We start from the raw sequence: 17911 nt of genomic DNA, 5'->3' as shown, positions 1-17911 counted from the left end.
GGACGCCGGGAGCGCCGCACGCGGCCGGGCGCCCCACGGCGGCCGGCCCCAGGGACGCCTGCTGCCGGACGGCCCGGACCCCGACCTCGCCGCGCTCGCGCGGCACTGGGTGACCGGCGGGCCCGTCGACTGGACCCGGCTGTACACCGGCGCCGCACCGCGCGTCACCTCCCTGCCGACCTACCCCTTCGCCGCGATGCGCTGCTGGATCCCCGAGGAGGACACCACCGGCGGACCCGCCGCCTCCCCGGACCCGCGTCCCGGCCGTGCCGCCCCGTCCGCTCCACAGGACGCCGGGGACATCGAGTTGCTGCGCCGCGAGTGGCTGCCCACCGGCGAGGCGGCCGACGGGAGCGGCCCCGCCGAGGGCGCCGTGGTGTGCCTGTACGGCACCGCGACCCGAGCCGTGGCCGACGCGCTCGCCCGCACGGCACCGCCCGGCGCCCTCGTCCCGGTCCTCGTGCACGACGGCCACTCCCCGGACGGCGCGGGTGGGTTCGGCGACGACGCCCAGGCCGACGCCGTCACCGACGGACTCCTCGCCCGCCACCCGGCGATCGCCGGCTGGATCGACCTCACCGACCTCGACCGGCCCGACCCCGCCGCCCCCGGCCCCTGGACCGCCCGCCTGCTGCTGATCCGCCGGCTCGTCGGCGCCCGGCCCGGCGCCCGGCTGCGCGGCCTCCAGGCGGTACGAGGACTCCAGGACCTCGACGGGCCCGCCCCCTGCCCGTCCGGTGCCCGCATGGCCGGGTTCCTGCGCTGCCTCGGCGCCGAGTACCCGCGACTGGACACCACCGTCCTCGACACCGACCTGCCCACCGCCGACCCCGAACGACTGGCCGCCGCGCTCTGGGGCGAGTGGCACCGGCCGGGCGGCCGCGCGGAGGTCTGCCACCGGAACGGACTGCGCTACGAACCCGTCCTGCGCCCCACCCTGGCCCGGCACACCCCGCTCGTCCCGGACCCCGGCCGGGCCTACGTCGTCACCGGCGGCACCCGGGGCATCGGCGCCCGGGTCGCCGCCCACCTCGTCCAGCGCGGGGCACGGGCCGTCGCGGTGCTCGGCGGCAGGCCACTGCCGCCCCGCGAGCGGTGGGACACCCCGGGAGCCCTCGATGCCGCCGAAGCCGAGACCGTCGCCGGCGTACGGCGACTGGAACGGCTCGGCGCGCGCGTCCTGGCCCACGGCGGCCCGCTCACCGACCGCGCCGCCGTCGGTGCCTTCCTGGACCGGGTGCGGTCCGAACTGGGGCCCCTGGGCGGCGTGGTGCACTGCGCCGGCGGTCTGGGCGGCGGCCGGCCCGCCTTCGTCGGCAAGGACACCGCCACCGTCCGCGCGACCTTCGCGCCCAAGGCCGACGGCCTGGAGACGCTCGCCGACCTGTGCGAGGGCGACCGGCTCGACTTCTTCGTGGCGTTCTCCTCGGCCTGCGCCCTCGTCCCGCGTCTCGCCGTGGGCGTCACCGACTACGCGGCGGCCAACGCGGCGGCGGACCTGCTGCTCGGCCACCGGGTCCGTACCGGGGGCGCCCACCTGCGCTCCGTGGCCTGGCCGATGTGGACCGAGAGCGGCGCGGCGCGCGGCAAGGACAACGTCTGCGCCCCCGTCGGCCTGGACACCGTCGACGACGCCACGGGGCTGCGCATCCTGGAACAGGTGATCGCCATGCCCTGGGGCGGCACCGTCCTGCCGGTCCTGCCGCTGGACGCCTCCTTCGACGCGGAGACCCTGCTGGACACCCGGACGGGCGGGAGCCCGGCCGCGCCACCGGCACCGGCCGCGCCACCGGCACCGGCACCGGAGCCAGCACCGGAGCCCGCGCGCGCCGGCAGCGGTCCCGCCTGGCTGGTCCCGCTGGTGTGCGCGGTCCTCGGCACCCCGGAGACCGACCTCGACACCACGGCCGACTTCACCGACCTCGGGGTGGAGTCCGTGATGCTGGGGGAACTGCTGGAGCGCGTCGAGGACGCCGTCGGCAAGCGCCTGCCCCCCTCGCTGCTGCTGGAGCACCCCTCGGTGCGGCAACTCCACGACCACCTGACGTCCCTCGGTCTGGCTCCGCGGCCCGTACCCGCGGCCGAGGCACCCGTACCGGCCGCTGCCGTTGCCGCCGCGCCGCCGCCCCCTGCCCCGGTGCCGGCCACCGGGGCCGCCGCGGCCCCCGCCGACCGCCGTACCGACGGCCGTGTGGCCGTCATCGGCATGGCGGGGCGGTTCCCGGGCGCCCCGGACGTCGCCACCTTCTGGCGCAACCTGGTCGAGGGCCGCTGTGCCGTCACCGAGGTACCGGCCGACCGCTGGGACACCGGAGCCCACTACCGTCCGGCGTACGAACCGGGCCGCAGCACCGGGAAGTGGGGCGGCTTCCTGGACGGTCTCGACCTGTTCGACCCCGGGCCGTTCCAGCTCGGCGACGACGAGGCGACCGTGCTGGACCCGGGGATCAGACTGTTCCTGGAGGCCACCCGCGACTGCCTGGCCGACGCCGGCTACCGGGGCGAGGAACTGCGCGGCCGGGACGTGGGCGTCTTCGTCGGCGGGCGGGTCACCTCCTACCCGCTGCGCGCGCCGCTGCGCCCCGACGTGCTCCAGTCCGACCAGAACTTCCTGGCCGCCCAGGTGGCCCACCGTTTCGACTTCCGGGGCCCCGGCCTCGTGGTGGACAGCGCCTGTTCGTCCTCCCTGGTGAGTGTGCAGCTGGCGTGCCGCAGCGTGCTGGCCGGGGAGACGGAACTGGCCCTGGCCGGCGGGGTGGAGGTCCTGCTGGACGAGCGGCCCTACCTGGAGTTCAGCGTGGCCCGCGTGCTGTCGCCCACCGGCCGCTGCCGCCCCTTCGACGAGGGGGCCGACGGCATCGTGCCGGGGGAGGGCTGCGGTGCGGTCCTGCTGAAACCGCTGGCCGCCGCCCTGCGCGACGGCGACCGCGTGCACGCGGTGATCGAGGCGGTCGCCGTGAACAACGACGGCCACACCATGGGCACGACCACGCCGAACCCGGCCGCGCAGACCGACGTCGTCCGCAGGGCCCTGGCCGCGGCCGGGCGCCGGGCCGAGGAGGTAGGACTGGTGGAGGCGCACGGGACGGCCACCAGGATCGGCGACCCGATGGAACTCAAGGCGCTCACCGACGCGTTCGCGGGCGCCGAGGAGCCGTACGGCCGCTGCGGTATCGGCAGTCTGAAGGCCAACGTCGGTCATCTGCTGAACGCGGCCGGCGTGGCGGGCCTGATCAAGGTCGCGCTGAGCCTGGAGCACGGGGTCGTGCCGCCCACGCTGTTCTGCGAGATGCCCAACCCGCGCTTCGACTTCGCCCACTCGCCGTTCCGGCCCGTGACCGCGGCCGAACCGTGGACGGTACCGCCCGCGCGGCGGGTGGCGGGGATCAGTTCCTTCGGTCTGGGCGGCACCAACGCCCACCTCGTCGCCTCCGCCCTCGACCCGGCCGAGCGGCCGGCGGGCGTACCGGTGCGCGAGCCGCTGCCCGCGCCCGCCTACACCCGACGGCGGCTGTGGCTGGACCGGAAGGCGGACGCCGGTCCCGTGCCGCCGGCCGAACGCCCGACCTCTCCCGTACCCCCGGCGGAACCCCGGCCGGCGGCCGCCCGTGCCGCCATCCTCGATCTGCACTTCGTCACCCGCCAGGTGACGGACGGCGTTCCCGCATCAGGCCCGGCGGCGCGGGTGCCGTAGCACCCGGCCGCCCTTCACCACCACGGAAGGAAGCACCCCCCATGGAGAACTCCGCAGAGGCGGCCCCCGGGCCCGCGGACGCGGCACCGGCCCTGCCCACGCCTCGTCAGGCCGCCCTGGCCATCGCCGGTGTGATGGCGGGGATGCTGCTGTCGGCCCTGGACCAGACCGTCGTCAGTGTCGCCCTGCCCAGCATCGTCGGCGAACTGGGTGGTCTCGAACGCCTGCCCTGGGTGGTCACGGTCTACCTGGTCACCTCCATGGCGGTCACCCCGCTGTGGGGCAAGGTGTCCGACCTCTACGGCCGCCGGACCGTGGTGCAGTGCGCCATCGGCGTTTTCGTGGTGGGGTCCGTGCTGTGCGGCGTGGCCCAGAGCATCGGGCAGCTCATCGTCTTCCGCGGCATCCAGGGCCTCGGCGCGGGCGGTCTGTTCGTGCTGGCGCTCGCCGTGATCGCCGACGTGGTGCCGCCGGAGCGCCGAGGCCGCTACCAGGGCCTGTTCGGGGCCGTGTTCGGCCTGTCGAGCGTGGTCGGGCCGCTGGTCGGCGGCTGGTTCACGGACGGTCCCGGCTGGCGCTGGATCTTTCTGATCAACGTGCCGGTCGGCGTGCTGGCCCTGGTGGCGACCGCGATCGGCCTGCGCGTCCGCGGTCCCCAGCGCCGGCACACCATCGACTTCACCGGCGCCGCCCTGGTGGCCGGTGCCGTCGTCTGCGCCCTGCTGTACCTCAACTGGGCGGGCGAGGCCCACGGCTGGGCCGCCCCCGGCTCGCTGGCGCTGGCCGCCGGTGCCGTCGTGCTGGGCGCCCTGTTCGTGTGGGCGGAGAACCGGGCGGCCGAACCCGTCATCCCCATGCGCCTGTTCCGCAATCCGGTCTTCGGCGTCGGAGCCCTGTTCGGACTGCTCGCCGGGGCCGCCATGTTCGCCGGCATCGTGTACCTGCCGCTGTACTTCCAGGCTGTCATGGGCATGTCGTCCACGCGCTCCGGACTCGCCATGCTGCCCGCGATGTTCGGACTGACCTTCACTTCCATCGCATCCGGGCAGCTGATCAGCAAGACCGGACGGTACAAGGTGTTCCCGGTCTCCGGTTCCGCACTCCTGGTCGTCACCATGCTGCTGCTGTCCCGGGTCGACGCGGGCACCCCCTACTGGCAGATCGGCGTGTACGCCTTCCTGTTCGGCGCCGGCGTCGGCCTGGTGATGCAGCCCGTCATCACCGCCGTACAGAACTCCGTGCCGCCGCAGGACATCGGTGCGGCCACCAGCTCCGCGAACTTCTTCCAGCGCATGGGGTCCGCGATCGGGGTCGCCGTCCTCGGCACCGTCCTCACCAGCCGGGTGGCCGACCGGCTGGCGGACGTCGGCCAGGACGCGGCACGCGCCGCCGACCAGGGCGTCACGGCCCTGCACCGGCTGCCCGAACCGGCGCGCGGGGACGCCCTGGACGGCTACGCGCACGCCATGGGCGACATGTTCCTGGTGTGCGTCCTGCTGGTCGGGATCGCCCTCGTGGTGTCCCTGTTCCTCAAGGAGATGCCCCGCGAGAACGACCCGGCCGCCGAGGAGCCGGCGCAGGAGACGTCCACCGCCGGCTGACCCGTCCGGGCGGGCGGGACCGTCCCCCGCCTGCTCAAAGTTGTGCAGCCCCGGGACGACGGTCCGCCTAGCGTGGCTCGCGCCGGCCCCGGGCCGGCACGAGCCACGCATCCTGCGCACTGGAAGGACGGCCATTCATGGACCAGCGGACCCCCCGGAGCGCGGCCGGTCCCAGCCCCGCGTCGGCCCAGAGCCCCGTGCCCGCCGACAAACTGCTGCACTCGGGCAACTCGGGCTTCACCATCGCCCGCAGCGCCCAGCTGAAGTACGAGCACCGCGACGAGGGCCGCAAGCTCTTCGCCGACGTGATCGCCTACATGAACCAGTCCGACCTCAACGGTGCCTCCTTCTACTTCTACGAGGAGGCGTTCGGCAAGCGGGACCGGGTGCACTGGCTGATCCACTGGAAGACCCCGAACGACTACGCCATCAGCTTGCACATGGTCGATCACGACGAGAAGATGATCGACCTGCTGGAGAGCGACCGGGTGCCCGAGGACGCCGGCGCCGGCGTGTGGGGCCGGGCCGTCGTCGAGGGCTCCGTGCGCGAACGCATCCTCGTCCCGCAGCACGGGCTCGTGCACGAGGAGGACGATCACGACAGCGGCGAACTCTGGGTGGACCCGGCCAGACTGCAGACCGACCAGTCCGACACCGAGCTGCTGCACTCCGCGAACTCGCTGCTCACCCTGCACCGCACCGGCCAGGCCTCGCACGAGTTCCGCAAGGAGGCCCGGCTGTACGCGTTCGCCTGGCAGAACGAGGTCAACCGCAAGCTGCCCGGTCGCGCCACCTCGTACCTCTACGAGGAGACCTTCGGTGTGATGGACCGGCTGCACTGGCTCATCCACCTCAAGGACTTCGACGCCTACCAGGAACTGCTCGAACTCGAGCGCACGGACGCCGACTTCCGGGCGCTGGGCGAGCGGCAGTTCGTCGCCGAGCACAAGGGCGGCGGCACCTGGGGCCGTTCCTTCGTGCCCGGCACCATCGAGGACACCTTGCTGCTGCCGCACCAGCTCAGCCCGGGCGCGTGAGGGCCTGGCTCTTCGCAGGCCAGGGCGCGCAGCGCGTCGGAATGGGGCAGGAGCTCTTCGACCGCTTCCCCGAGTACGTGGCGGCCGCCGACCGCGTCCTCGGCGAGTCCGTGCGCGACCTGTGCCTGGACGACCCCGACGGCCGGCTGAACCGCACCCGGTGGACCCAGCCCGCGCTGTACGTGGTCAACGCGCTCGCCTGTGCGCAGGCGCTGGCGGAGGGGCCCGCACCCGACGTCCTGGCGGGACACAGCCTCGGCGAGTACAACGCGCTGCTCGCCGCGGGCTGTTTCGACTTCGAGACCGGCCTGCGGATCGTGTGCCGGCGCGGGGAGCTGATGGGTGAGGCGGACGGCGGCGCCATGCTGGCCGTCCTCGGCCTGTCGCCGGACGCCGTCCGAGCCCTGCTCGACCGCAGCGGCGCCACCGACGTCGACCTGGCCAACCTCAACACCGCCACCCAGGTGGTGGTGTCGGGGCCGGCCGAGAGCGTCAAGGCGCTCCGCGCCGCCGTGCGGGCGGCCCCGGGCGCCCGCTGCGTCCCGCTGGCCACCAGCGGCGCCTTCCACTCCCGGCACATGCTCCCCGCTCAGGAGCGTTTCGCCGCGTTCCTCGACACCGTCGGCTTCCGGCCACCGCGCATCCCCGTGTTCGCCAACGTCACCGGCCGGCCCTATCCGGCCGACGGCGTGGCGGACCTGCTGGCCCGGCAGATCGCGGCCCCGGTGCGCTGGCACGAGACGCTGCGGGAACTGATCCGGCGGGGCGTGACCGAGGCCGACGAGTTCGGCCCGCGCCCGATGCTGCGGCAGATGTGGGAGTCGGTACGGGCCGAGGCGGACACCGTGCCGCAGCCGCAGCCGCAGCCGCAGCCGCAGCCGTCGCAGCGGGTCCCCGTGCCGCAGCCGCAGCGGGAGCAGCCCGTCCCCGTGCCGGTGCCGGTGCGGCGGGAGGCGCCGGTCGTCGCCCCGGGGCCGGAAACCGTACGGGACCCCGCCGCCGCCCGGCTCGGCAGCGCGGAGTTCCGGCAGGACCACGGCGTGCGCTACGCCTACCTCGCCGGCAGCATGTTCCGCGGGGTGTCCTCGGTGGAACTGGTCGCCCGGCTCGGAAGAGCGGGCCTGCGCGGCTACTTCGGCGCCGGCGGACTGGACCTGGACACCGTCGACAAGGCACTCGCCGAACTCGCCCGCACCCCGGGCCTCGACGGCCGCTACGGCGTCAACGTGCTGCACGACCTGACGCGTCCCGGCGCCGAGGACGCCCTGACCGACCTGCTGCTGCGGCACGGCGTCCGGCACGTGGAGGCCGCCGCCTTCACCACCGTCACCCCGGCGCTCGTCCGGTTCCGGTTCACCGGCGCCCACCGCACCCCGGACGGAACCCCCGTCGCCGTACGCACCCTGGTCGCCAAGTGCTCGCGTCCCGAAGTGGCCGCCCACTTCATGGCGCCGCCCGCCGAGGAACTGCTGCGGCGCCTGGTCGCCCGGGGCGCGCTGACCGCGGCCGAGGCCGACGCGGCACGCGGGCTGCCGGTGGCGCAGGACATCTGCGTGGAGGGCGACTCGGCCGGCCACACCGACGGCGGGGTCAGCCTGGCCCTGGTGCCGACGACGGCCGCGCTCGCCGCGCGACTGACCGCACGGCACGGCTACGTCCGCCGGCTGCGGGTGGGGGCCTGCGGAGGGCTGGGCACCCCCGAGGCGGTCGCGGCGGCCTTCGTGCTCGGCGCCGACTTCGTGGTCACCGGCTCGGTCAACCAGTGCTCGCCCCAGGCCGGCACCTCGGACGCCGTCAAGGACCTGCTGGCCGCCCTGGACGTCCAGGACACCGCGTACGCGCCCGCGGGCGACCTGTTCGAACTCGGCTCCCGCGTCCAGGTGGTCCGCAAGGGCACCCTCTTCGCGGCCCGGGCCAACAAGCTGTACCAGCTCTACCGCGGCCACAGCGGCCTGGACGACCTGGACGAGGCCACCCGCACCTGGCTGGAACGCGACTGTCTGCGCGCCCCGCTGGACCAGGCGTGGAAGCAGACGTGCGCCCATTACCGGGACACCGGACGCGGCCACGAGATCGAACGGGCCGAGCGCGACCCCAAGCACCGGATGGCGCTCCTGTTCAAGTCGTACTTCGCCCGCACCAACCGGGCCGCCCAGGACGGAGACCCCGCCGAGCGGGCCAACTACCAGGTGCACTGCGGGCCCGCGGCCGGCGCGTTCAACCGCTGTGTCGCCGGCACCGCCCTGGAGCCCTGGCGCGAGCGGCACGTCGAACGCATCGCCGAGCTGCTGATGACCGGGGCGGCACGGGTCCTCGACGAGCGCCTGGCCGCCTTCACCGAGCCCGGTCCCCACCCCGCGACCCACCCATGACCCACACGAGGAGAGCGACATGACCCTGGACAGCGGCACGCCCGGTGTTCCGCCCGCCCGGCACCAGACCACGCAGCCCACCGACCGGATCCTGCACTCGGCGAACGCCGGGGTCGTCGTGGAGCGGGTCGCGCAGATCGCCGCCGGCCAGGGCGACAGCGCGCGCCGGCTGGCCCGTGAGGCCGCGGAGTTCGTCAACACCAAGCATCCCGGCCTCGCGACCGTGTTCGTCTACGAGGAGACCTTCGGTGTCAAGGACCGCCTGCACTGGCTGATCCACTTCCGGTCCCTGGAGGACTACGAGCGGCTGCTGCACATGGGCGGCCCCCGCGACTTCCGGGACGGGGTGCTCGGCGGCCACGTCTCCCAGCACCAGGCCGACGCCTGGCAGGCCGCGTTCGTGCCCGGCAGTGTGCGGGAGACGATGATGCTCCCGCACCGTTGGGGGATGTTCGGCACCGCCACCCAGACCATGGCCCAGGACCCGTCGATGAGTCCGCTGGCCGCCGACCGGGACGAGCCCTGGTTCGAGGTGCAGCCGGCGCACCACCAGACCGCCGTCCCCGCCGACCGGCTCCTCAACACGGCCACCGCCGGGGTGATCATGCACCGGGTGGTCGACTTCAGCTACAAGTACCGGGCCGAGGCCCGCCTGTTCGCACGCACGGTCGCCGAGAACACCAACCTGAACGCCGACGGGGACGCCACCGCGCTGGTCTTCGAGGAACTGTTCGGGACCATGGAGCGGATGCACTTCCTCATCCACATGAAATCGCTGGGCACGATGTACAAGCTGATGGGCATCGACGCCCGCACCGACCCCGCGGCGCCGCGTGCCACGTACATGCAGGACTGGGTGCCCAAGGAGCAGGGCGGTGGCCGCTGGGACAGCCTGATGCTGGAGGGCAGCGGGAACGACGGCTGCCTGACCCCGCAGTACTGGGCGGACTGAGGCCGCACGAGGAGGCCGCGGCACTCGGGTGAGTGCCGCGGCCTCTGGCGTGGCGTCGTCCGGCGGGGCCGGCGTCAGGCCATGGTGGTGACGCAGAACGGGTGACCGGCCGGGTCGATCAGGACGACCCACTTCTCGCCGCCCGGCTGGTGGTCCGGCTTGGTGGCCCCCAAGGAGGTCAGCCGCTCCACGGACTCGTCCAGGTCGCTGACGCTGAAGTCGAGGTGCATCTGCTTGTCGTCACCGGGCCAGGTGGGCTGCTTCAGGCTCTCGACCCGCTGGAAACCGATGCGGCTCGAGCCGTCCGCGGTACCGATGTAGGCGAAGTCCTCGCTCGCGAAGAGCGTCTGGTAGCCGGTGACGGCGCTGTAGAACTCGGCCAGAGCCTTCGGGTCCGGCGCGTCGAGGGTGACCGCTGCCAGCTGCCCAATGGGGGACATGAAAGGTTTCCTTCCTCAGGACGATGATCGTCTCGGCGTGCAACCTCCGCGTGCACCTCCGGCGTTCGCGAGCCTAGGCCCTCACCGGTGCGGGCGCACGCGGATCGCCGGGACTACTCGAAGGAGTGGTCCAACGCGATCGCCGCGTGACCGTCCGGACCCGGGTTGTCGCAGAAGTAGGTGCCGGTCCCGCGCAAACCGGCCAACCCGCCCGTTCCGGAACCCTCCAGCACCTCCAGGGTGGCCTTGGCCGCGCCCCCGCCGGTGGTACCGGTGACCTGGAGGACGAAGCTGCCGCTGCGGTCGCCGATCCGGCCCGTCACCCGTTCCAGCGCCGTGAACACACTCGCCCCGTCGGGGGACAGGGCGATGAGGACCTGCTGGACGCCCTCGCCCTCGATCTGCCCCCGGTAGTGGTTGGCCACCTGGCCGTGCAGCAGCAGCGGAGCACCCTCCGTCTGCTCGTAGGGCGCGGGCTGCCAGGGATCCCAGGTCATGGTGCTGGTCGACTGCATGTGCTGTCCTCTCGCTCGCGGTACCTCGGCGAACCGGTGGCCGGACTGCCGACGGGGATCAGCCGGATTCTCGCGCCTGGACACCGCTGCATCTGCTCACTTTTGAGCGGTGCAGAGAAAGGCAATTCCGGGGTACCGGGACCGGAAAGCGCGCTGTTATCTTCGGGGCATGACCGATGAATTCCAGGAAATGCCCGAGGACTGGACCCGCGCCCTTGCCGTGGTGGCGCACCCCGACGACATGGAATTCGGCGCGGCGGGCGCCGTGGCGCGCTGGACCGCGGCCGGGAAGTCGGTCGCCTATCTGGTGGCCAGCCGGGGCGAGGCCGGCATCGACTCGATGGCGCCCGAGAAGGCCGCCGAGATCCGCGAGGCGGAGCAGCGGGCCGGCGCGGCGGTGGTGGGAGCGGCCGGAGTGGAGTTCCTCGACCACCCCGACGGCCGGATCGAGTACTCCGCCGAGCTGCGCCGCGAGTTCGCCGCCGCGATCCGCCGCCACCGTCCCGAGCTGGTCCTCGGCTTCTGCCACCACGACCACACGTCGACGGGACGCTGGAACTCGCCGGACCACCGCAACACCGGCCGCGCCCTCCTCGACGCGGTGGGCGACGCGGCCAACCGCTGGATCTTCCCCGAGGACGGCCCCGGCCCCTGGCAGGGCGTGCGCTACGTGGCGGTCTCCAACTCGCCCAGGCCGACCCACGCCGTGGACGTCACCGACCACATCGACCGGGCGGTGGCCTCGCTGGAGGCCCACGCCAGCTACCTGGCGGCCATGCAGCCGCCCGTCACCGACGTCCGCGGCCCGCTGCTGGGCCTGGCCCAGGCGATGGGGGCGCGCTTCGGCGGCCGTCCGGCGATCGCCTTCGAACTCATACCGCGCTGACCCGCCGCGCCGAGCACCCCGGTCCGGACACCGCCGGCCGGGGACGACGGGCGGCCCGCCCCGTCGTCCCCGGCCGGCGGCGAGAGGGGATCGCGGCGGCTCAGCTCCTGACGTACACGCTGCGGTGCACGCGCCACTGCTGCACCCGGGGGCGGTCCTGGTCGGGCAGCGCGCGCAGGGCGGCCAGCGCGGGCTCGACGACCCGCGCCCAGGTGTCGTCGTCGACGTCCCACAGGTACGGCGGCAGCCGGCGCTCCAGGCTCTCCAGGAGCTGCCGGGGGGTCGTGGCCCGCTCGTAGTCGGGGGCGAACTCGTGCCGCAGCCGCTCCAGCCCCACCTCCCGCGCCGCCGCGTCGAGGCCCTCGGGCGTGTCGGGACGCCGCGGCTGCAGCACCGCCAGCCGGTCCAGTACGGCGACCAGCTCGTCCGGATCGGCGGCGGGATCTCCGTGCACCGCGAGCAGCCGCCCCCCGGGACGCAGCACCCGCGCCGTCTCGCGCAACGCCCGGGGCATGTCCCCGACGAGGTGCAGGACGTGGGTGAACACCACGTTGTCGAAGCTGGCGTCGGCGAACGGCAGCGCCCTCGCGTCCCCCACGCAGACCCGCCCCGGGAGCCGTTCGGCCGCCCGGGCCAGCATCGGCGGCGACACGTCGACGCCGCGCACGTCGTGGCCCAGTTCGGCCAGCCCCGCCGCCACGATGCCCGTGCCGACGCCCACCTCGAGCACCGGGCCCGGAGCCAGGTCCCCGGCCAGCTGTGCCGCGGCCTGCCTGCCGCGTTCCATTCCGCCCCGCATCCGGTCGTAGTCGTCCGCGACCCGGTCGAAGGCCTTGGCCTCGGTCACCGCGCAGTTCCTTCCGTGTCGATGTGCCAGGTGATCTCCGCGTACCGCACGAGATCGGCGACCTCCCGCGGCGCGCGGAGGAACTCCGTGATCAGCTCCGCCACCAGGGCGGGGCGGTCGTGCGGCGCGTAGTGGCCGGCGACGGCCAGTTCCGCGTACCGGGCGTGCGGGAAGCAGCGCGCGGCCTCGCGGGCCCGGGCGGGGGAGGAGATGCCGTCGAACTCCGAGCAGACGAACAGCGTCGGCACGGCCACCCGGGGCGCCTGCGCCGCCGAGTCGAGCCGCCAGAGGTCCACGAGCTGACGGGCGTACCGCACGAGCACCTCGGCGTCCCGGAAGGGCCGCCGCACCTCGTCGGCGAGTGCCCGGCTCAGCACCCCGAGCACCCCCGCGTCCCGGGCGCCGGGGCTGCCTCCGCCGCCCGCGGCGCCCGGGGCCAGCAGGTCCAGCATCCACGCGGCCTTCTCCGGCCTGCGGTCCAGCGCGCGGCACACCGCGGCCAGATCGGACTCGTACTTGGTGTCCATGCCGTCCCAGCGGTCGTTCTGCCGGAACGTGGCGTTCAGGAACACCAGGGAGGCGACGGCCCCCGGGCGGTGCTGCTGGAAGGCGGTGGCGATCTTGGCCCCGGTGCACCAGCCGAGGAGATGGGCGCGCTCGGCGCCGACGGCCGCCAGCACCGCGTCGATGTCGTCGAGCTGGTGCCGGGTCCCCCAGGGCGGATCCTCCCGCTCGGTGCCGCGCACCTGCCAGGTGACGACGCGGTGGTGCGGGACCAGATGGGCGCACAGCCGGGTCAGGAAGCCCGGTCCCTGCCCGAGCGCGTTCAGCACCAGCAGGGGCGGACCCTCGCCGGTCCCGCCCTCGAACAGCACCAGCGGCCGCCCCGCCACGTCCACGACGCGCCGCCGCAGACCCCCCGTGCCCCGCGCCGCGTCCGGCGACGCCCCATGGGCCCGGACCGCGCCGAACAACTCCCACTGCCCGGCGGGGGAGAGGGACGACGGGGCGTCCGAGGGGGCGGTCCCGTCGGCGGAAGGCGGCAGCGGAGCCTGCGCGGCCCCGGCCCCGGCCCCGGTCGCGGCCGTGGCCGTGTCCGTTCCGTCCGGCCCGGACCGTGCGGTGCCGTGCGCCGGGCCGCCGGACCGGGCCGCCTCCGCCGCACCGGACGGTCCCGCCGGTGCCGTCCCGCGCAGGCGTACCGCCTGACGGCGTACGCCGGTCAGGCGGAGGTCCAGGAGCCGGTCGACGGCGTTGAAGTCCGCCCGGTCCGGCACCGGGCGGACGTCGATGCCGTGCACCGCGCCGGCCCGGGCGAGCACGTCGGTCAGCGGGACCGGGGCGGGTCGGGGCACCGCGGCGAAGCCGTCGGGCAGGTCTCCGGGGGCGCCGGCCCGCCAGAGTTCCCCGGCGGCCCGTTCCGCGGTCAGCAGGGGCAGGCCGAGACCCGCCACACCGGCCACCCGCAGCGGTTGCCGCTCGAACCAGTCGGGCACCCGGTCCGCCACCTCCGCGCGCACCGAGTCCAGCGCCCACAGCAACCGGTGGGCGCCCGGCGGGCACTCACCCAGCGCCGGGGCCCGCGCGTCCACCACCGGTGCCGTGCGCAGCATCCGCCAGGACACCCCGGAGTCCAGGCACGCCTCCACGGCCGGCCGTTCCAGGTCCCGGCAGGACCGCCGCGCCCGGTCGTCGTCCGGCGCCGGGTCCTGGCCCACCTGCACATAGCGGCGGGCCCCGAGGCCCGGCAGCGCGGCGAGCAGCGAGCCGGCCAGCGCGGCGTCCGCGCGTGCCCCGCGGGCCCGCGACCGGTCCCAGCCCGGCACCACGCACCACACCTGCTCCGCCGTCCAGGCCTTCAGCTCGGCGTCCACGCCGTCCGGCTCGACGCACACCACGGTCAGCCGCCCCGCGTCGAGCGCGTCCGGCCCTTCGGCCCCGCTGCCCTGTTCCGTCACGAACCCGGCCAGCTCCCGACGTCCCGGAGCGGGCGCCCCGGGACGGGACCGGACGACGGAGAGCAGGACCACCTCGGTATCGGCGGCACGCTCCCCGGCCGCCAGGCAACGGGCGGCGAGCCGGCCCGCGAGGAGCGGCGACGTACCGGCGATCAGCACCCGCTGCGGCATGCGTGACGTCCTCCTGTGGCGACGGGCGCCGCCGAGCTCCTGATTCCCGGGGGCTGGAAACAAAAAGAAGAACCCAGATGGTCCGCTCTTTACTGGCCGGAATTCTGCTCAATAGTGCGCACGCCGAAAAAGTACCCGGACGCCCTTGCGGCGACGGAAATTCCGTCGTTAGCATCCCCGCGCCGGATTTATCTCGAACGGGCCCGCACGCCCATTCCGCGACGTTCCCGGAGCCGGCCGCGCGCCGCACGGCGATACGGATCACCCGGCACACCGGCACCACCCCGGCGACGACGAGAAGGACGAGGCGCACCGTGGCGACGAACTGGGACGAGACCTTCGAGAAGCTGGTCAGGGCCGCACTCACCGACTACCCCCCGACCGCCGCGCTGCGCGCCGACCTCCCGCTGCCCGCGCACGGTCTGGACTCCCTCGGCATGGTCGGCCTGTCCGCCCGGCTGGAGGACGCCTACGGCATCGAGTTCCCCGACGGAGCCCTGGCCCCGGCCAGCTTCGCCACCCCGGCCGACCTGTGGCGTGTGGTCAGCGGCTGTCTGGCGGACCGGTGACGCCCGGCGCGCCGGGCACCCGGCCGGGCGCCGCCAGAATGCTTCAGGACTGGTTCGCCGACGGCCTCGCCCGCAACCCCGGCGGCCCCGCCCTGCGCATCCTCGACCGCCACTGGACCTACACCGAGGTCGACGCGCTCGCCCGCACCTGGGCCGCCGCCGTCGTCGCGGCCGCCGAGCCGGGCGCACCCGTCGCCGTGCTCGCCGCCAAGACCCCCGAGGCGTACATCGGCCTGCTCGCCGCTCTCCACGCCGGCGCCCCGGCCGTGCCGCTGAACCCGGAGAATCCGGTGGCCCGCAACGCCGCCGTACTGCGGGCCGCGGGCTGCGGTGCCGTGATCGCCGCCCCGGGCGCGGCGGGGCAGGTGGCCCGCCTACTGGAGTCCGCACCCGTCCACGTCGCCCTGGCCCCGGGCACGGACCGCACCGCCCTGCCCGCGAAGCTGCCCAGTGCCATCGGCGGCGCCCGCGTCCTGACGGCGGAGGAACTGTCCGAGCCCGGCGCCGGGCCCGGCCGGCGGCCGGCCGCGGGGACGCCCGACGACCTCGCCTACATCCTCTTCACCTCCGGCTCCACCGGCACCCCCAAGGGCGTGCCCGTCAGCCACGGGAACGTCTCGGCGTTCCTCGCCGCCTCGCACTCCCGCTACGGCGTGCGGCCCGAGGACCGGTTCAGCCAGGTCCACGAGACCACCTTCGACCTGGCCATGTGCGACATCTTCCCGGCCTGGGCCGGTGGGGCGTGCGTGTGCGTCCTGTCCCGGCTCCAGGCCCTGGACCCGGCACGCTGGGTGCGCCGGTACGGGCTGACCGTCTGGCACAGCACCCCCAGCCTCGCCCGCGGCCTGCAGCGTGCCGACCGGCTCGCCCCCGGGAGCCTGGCCGGCCTGCGCCAGTCCGTGTTCGCCGGTGAGCCCCTGCACCTGGACACCGCGCGCTACTGGCAGCGCGCCGCGCCCGACGGCGTCCTCGACAACATCTACGGCCCCACCGAACTGACCATCGCCTGCACCGCGTTCCGCTGGCATCCCGGCCAGGACCTGTCCGCCCCGGAATACGGCGCCACCGTACCGATCGGAGTCCCGAACACCGGGATGGAGGCGATGCTCCTCGGCCCGGAGGGCACGCCCGTCGACGGCACCGGCGAACTCGTCATGACCGGACCCCAGATGTTCCGCGGCTACCTCGAACCGGCCCAGGACGCGGGCCGGTTCCTGGAGTACGGCGGCCGGCGCTGGTACCGCACCGGGGACCAGGTGCGCGCCACCACGCACGGTTTCGTCCACCTCGGCCGCAAGGACGCCCAGGTGAAGGTCAACGGCTACCGGGTGGAGGTCGGCGAGGTGGAGGCGGCCCTGCGCGACACCTCCGGCACCGACGCCGTCGTGTTCGCGCTCGCGGCGCCCGGCGGCACCCGGCTCGTCGGCTACCTGCTCGGCGACGCCGAACCCGACACCGCGCACCTGGCCGAACGGCTCGCCGACCGGCTGCCGCCCTACATGCTGCCCCGACACCTGTGGTGGCTGCCCGACGCACCACTGAACACCCATGGGAAGACGGACCGGACCCGGCTGCGCGAGGACGCCGTCCGCCGGCTCGGACACGAGGGGGAAGCCACGCCGTGAACGACCCGATCGAGTGTCACCTCTCACTGCCGCACGACGACTTCATCATGCAGAACCACCGCATCCACCAGGTGTCGGTGATGCCGGGCGCGACCTTCCTCGACATCGTGTACCGCATCCTGCGCGCCCAGGACCTGGACACCGAGCGGGCGACACTGCGGGACGTGCTCTTCGCCGAGCCCATGGCCACCGCCGTGGGACGCGACCTCGCCGTACGGGTCACGATCGGCGCCCCGGACGCCACCGGCGCCCGCCCCGTGGAGGCGGCCGGCGCGATCGTGGCACCGGGCACCGACCCGGCGACGGCGGAGTCCGACGGCATACCCTGGCGCCCGCACTTCTCGGCCCGCCTCGAGTTCACCGACGAACCCCCGCCCCCGCCGATCGACCCGCGCGCCCTGCTCACCCGCGCCCGAGGGAGCAGGGACATGGCCGAGCTGTACCGGCAGGCACGGAGCGAGGACATCGAGCATGGGCCGCCCATGAAGGGCTTCGGCGAACTCCACCTCCTCGACACGGGCGGTCTGCTGGCCCGCCTCGAACTGGACCCCGCCTCCCGGGACCAGGAGAGCGCCTTCCACCTGCACCCGGCGAAGCTCGACGCCGCCACCCTGGTCACCTTCGGCCACCGCCCGCCGCCCGGACCCGACCCGTTCATCCCGGTCCACATCGCGAGGTTCCGCGCCCCGCGCGCGGTGACCGGACCCTGCTGGGTCCACGTCCCGACGGCCGAGACCGTCGCCCCGTCGGGTGACCTGATGCACAACGACTGCCTGGTCTACGACGAACAGGGCCGCTTCGTCGCCGAGTTCACCAAGCTGAGCTGCAAGCGGGTGCGGCACGCGGGACTCATCACCCGCCTGCTGGACACCCCGCCCGCACCGCCGGAGCAGCGACCCCGGCCCGCCGCCGCGACCGGCGGCGATCCCGAGCAGCGGCTCGCCGCGCACCTGCGCACCCTGATCGGCGGCCTGCTGGGCCGGGCCCCGGACGCCGTGGACCCCCGCCGGGGCTTCTACGAACTCGGCCTGGACTCGGTGACGCTGCTCGCGCTGAGCACCGAACTGGAGAAGGCCGTCGACGGACGCCTCTACCCGACGCTGCTCTTCGAGCACCCGGACGTCGCCTCCGTCGCCCGCCACCTGGCCCAGCGGCACACCGTCACGCTGCCGGCCGAGGACCGGCCCGCCGCGGCACCGAGCGCGGCGGCGGACACCGCCCCCGCGCAGCCGCCGGGGCGGCCC

General features: G+C 74.6%; 13 protein-coding genes. 9 read left to right on the top strand and 4 right to left on the bottom strand.

The genetic code is table 11. The annotated features are described in order from the left end of the window. The 5 genes from BZZ08_RS36065 to BZZ08_RS36045 form a co-directional block, all read left to right on the top strand. On the top strand, positions 1-3694 hold a 3694-nt coding region (locus BZZ08_RS36065; RefSeq protein ID WP_133169250.1), incomplete at its 5' end, for a type I polyketide synthase. Between the two features lie 41 nt (positions 3695-3735). Further along, on the top strand, positions 3736-5295 hold the full coding sequence (locus BZZ08_RS36060) for an MDR family MFS transporter (protein ID WP_241965648.1): 1560 nt from the start codon (positions 3736-3738) through the stop codon (positions 5293-5295). 137 nt (positions 5296-5432) lie between these two features. Further along, positions 5433-6332, top strand: a complete 900-nt coding sequence (locus BZZ08_RS36055; RefSeq protein WP_104636388.1) for a DUF6039 family protein — start codon at positions 5433-5435, stop codon at positions 6330-6332. Then, positions 6329-8704: an ACP S-malonyltransferase gene (fabD, locus tag BZZ08_RS36050; RefSeq protein ID WP_104636387.1), complete on the top strand. Its 2376-nt coding sequence runs from the start codon at positions 6329-6331 to the stop codon at positions 8702-8704. The genes BZZ08_RS36055 and fabD overlap by 4 nt, the downstream gene beginning before the upstream one ends. Positions 8705-8723: 19 nt before the next feature. Next, positions 8724-9656 carry a DUF6039 family protein gene (locus BZZ08_RS36045; RefSeq protein WP_052841998.1) on the top strand — a complete coding sequence of 311 codons (933 nt, stop codon included), beginning with the start codon at positions 8724-8726 and terminating at the stop codon, positions 9654-9656. A 74-nt stretch (positions 9657-9730) separates the two neighbouring features. On the opposite strand, the gene BZZ08_RS36040 is transcribed toward BZZ08_RS36045, so the two are convergent. Together BZZ08_RS36040 and BZZ08_RS36035 are read right to left on the bottom strand one after the other, a co-directional pair. Continuing rightward, a complete protein-coding gene (locus BZZ08_RS36040; protein ID WP_104636386.1) occupies positions 9731-10096 on the bottom strand; it encodes a VOC family protein in 366 nt (121 codons plus the stop codon). Positions 10097-10209: 113 nt separating this feature from the next. After that, positions 10210-10611, bottom strand: a complete 402-nt coding sequence (locus BZZ08_RS36035; RefSeq protein ID WP_104636385.1) for a DUF3224 domain-containing protein — start codon at positions 10609-10611, stop codon at positions 10210-10212. A 169-nt stretch (positions 10612-10780) separates the two neighbouring features. Here BZZ08_RS36035 and BZZ08_RS36030 point away from each other — a divergent pair, with 169 nt between their 5' ends. Further along, positions 10781-11497 (top strand): PIG-L deacetylase family protein, encoded by a 717-nt coding sequence (locus tag BZZ08_RS36030; RefSeq protein ID WP_104636384.1) that lies wholly within the window; start codon positions 10781-10783, stop codon positions 11495-11497. Positions 11498-11597: 100 nt separating this feature from the next. Here the strand turns inward: BZZ08_RS36030 and BZZ08_RS36025 are convergent, their stop codons facing one another. Next, positions 11598-12344 carry a class I SAM-dependent methyltransferase gene (locus tag BZZ08_RS36025; protein ID WP_104636383.1) on the bottom strand — a complete coding sequence of 249 codons (747 nt, stop codon included), beginning with the start codon at positions 12342-12344 and terminating at the stop codon, positions 11598-11600. Continuing rightward, entirely contained in the window at positions 12341-14473 is a 2133-nt protein-coding gene (locus BZZ08_RS36020) for an alpha/beta fold hydrolase (RefSeq protein WP_104636382.1), read from the bottom strand. The genes BZZ08_RS36025 and BZZ08_RS36020 overlap by 4 nt, the downstream gene beginning before the upstream one ends. A 314-nt stretch (positions 14474-14787) precedes the next feature. Between BZZ08_RS36020 and BZZ08_RS38900 the strand changes: the two genes are divergently transcribed. From BZZ08_RS38900 to BZZ08_RS36005, 3 genes are all read left to right on the top strand, one after another. Beyond that, complete coding sequence (locus BZZ08_RS38900) at positions 14788-15042, top strand: acyl carrier protein (RefSeq protein WP_157953365.1); 255 nt, start codon at positions 14788-14790, stop codon at positions 15040-15042. Between the two features lie 38 nt (positions 15043-15080). Then, positions 15081-16667: an AMP-binding protein gene (locus BZZ08_RS36010; RefSeq protein WP_133169249.1), complete on the top strand. Its 1587-nt coding sequence runs from the start codon at positions 15081-15083 to the stop codon at positions 16665-16667. Further along, positions 16664-17911 (top strand): polyketide synthase dehydratase domain-containing protein (locus tag BZZ08_RS36005; protein WP_198601892.1); only part of this gene is annotated, 1248 nt, incomplete at its 3' end. The genes BZZ08_RS36010 and BZZ08_RS36005, both read left to right, overlap by 4 nt.

Source organism: Streptomyces sp. MH60 (assembly GCF_002939385.1).
Lineage (GTDB): Bacteria > Actinomycetota > Actinomycetes > Streptomycetales > Streptomycetaceae > Streptomyces.
This window is presented reverse-complemented; position numbering and strand designations above follow the sequence as displayed.

Coding starts and splice junctions, on each gene's coding strand:
- BZZ08_RS36060 (WP_241965648.1), top strand. CDS start 3,736: ATGGAGAACTCCGCAGAGGCGGCCCCCGGGCCCGCGGACGCGGCACCG.
- BZZ08_RS36055 (WP_104636388.1), top strand. CDS start 5,433: ATGGACCAGCGGACCCCCCGGAGCGCGGCCGGTCCCAGCCCCGCGTCG.
- BZZ08_RS36045 (WP_052841998.1), top strand. CDS start 8,724: ATGACCCTGGACAGCGGCACGCCCGGTGTTCCGCCCGCCCGGCACCAG.
- BZZ08_RS36040 (WP_104636386.1), bottom strand. CDS start 10,096: ATGTCCCCCATTGGGCAGCTGGCAGCGGTCACCCTCGACGCGCCGGAC.
- BZZ08_RS36035 (WP_104636385.1), bottom strand. CDS start 10,611: ATGCAGTCGACCAGCACCATGACCTGGGATCCCTGGCAGCCCGCGCCC.
- BZZ08_RS36030 (WP_104636384.1), top strand. CDS start 10,781: ATGACCGATGAATTCCAGGAAATGCCCGAGGACTGGACCCGCGCCCTT.
- BZZ08_RS36020 (WP_104636382.1), bottom strand. CDS start 14,473: ATGCCGCAGCGGGTGCTGATCGCCGGTACGTCGCCGCTCCTCGCGGGC.
- BZZ08_RS36010 (WP_133169249.1), top strand. CDS start 15,081: ATGCTTCAGGACTGGTTCGCCGACGGCCTCGCCCGCAACCCCGGCGGC.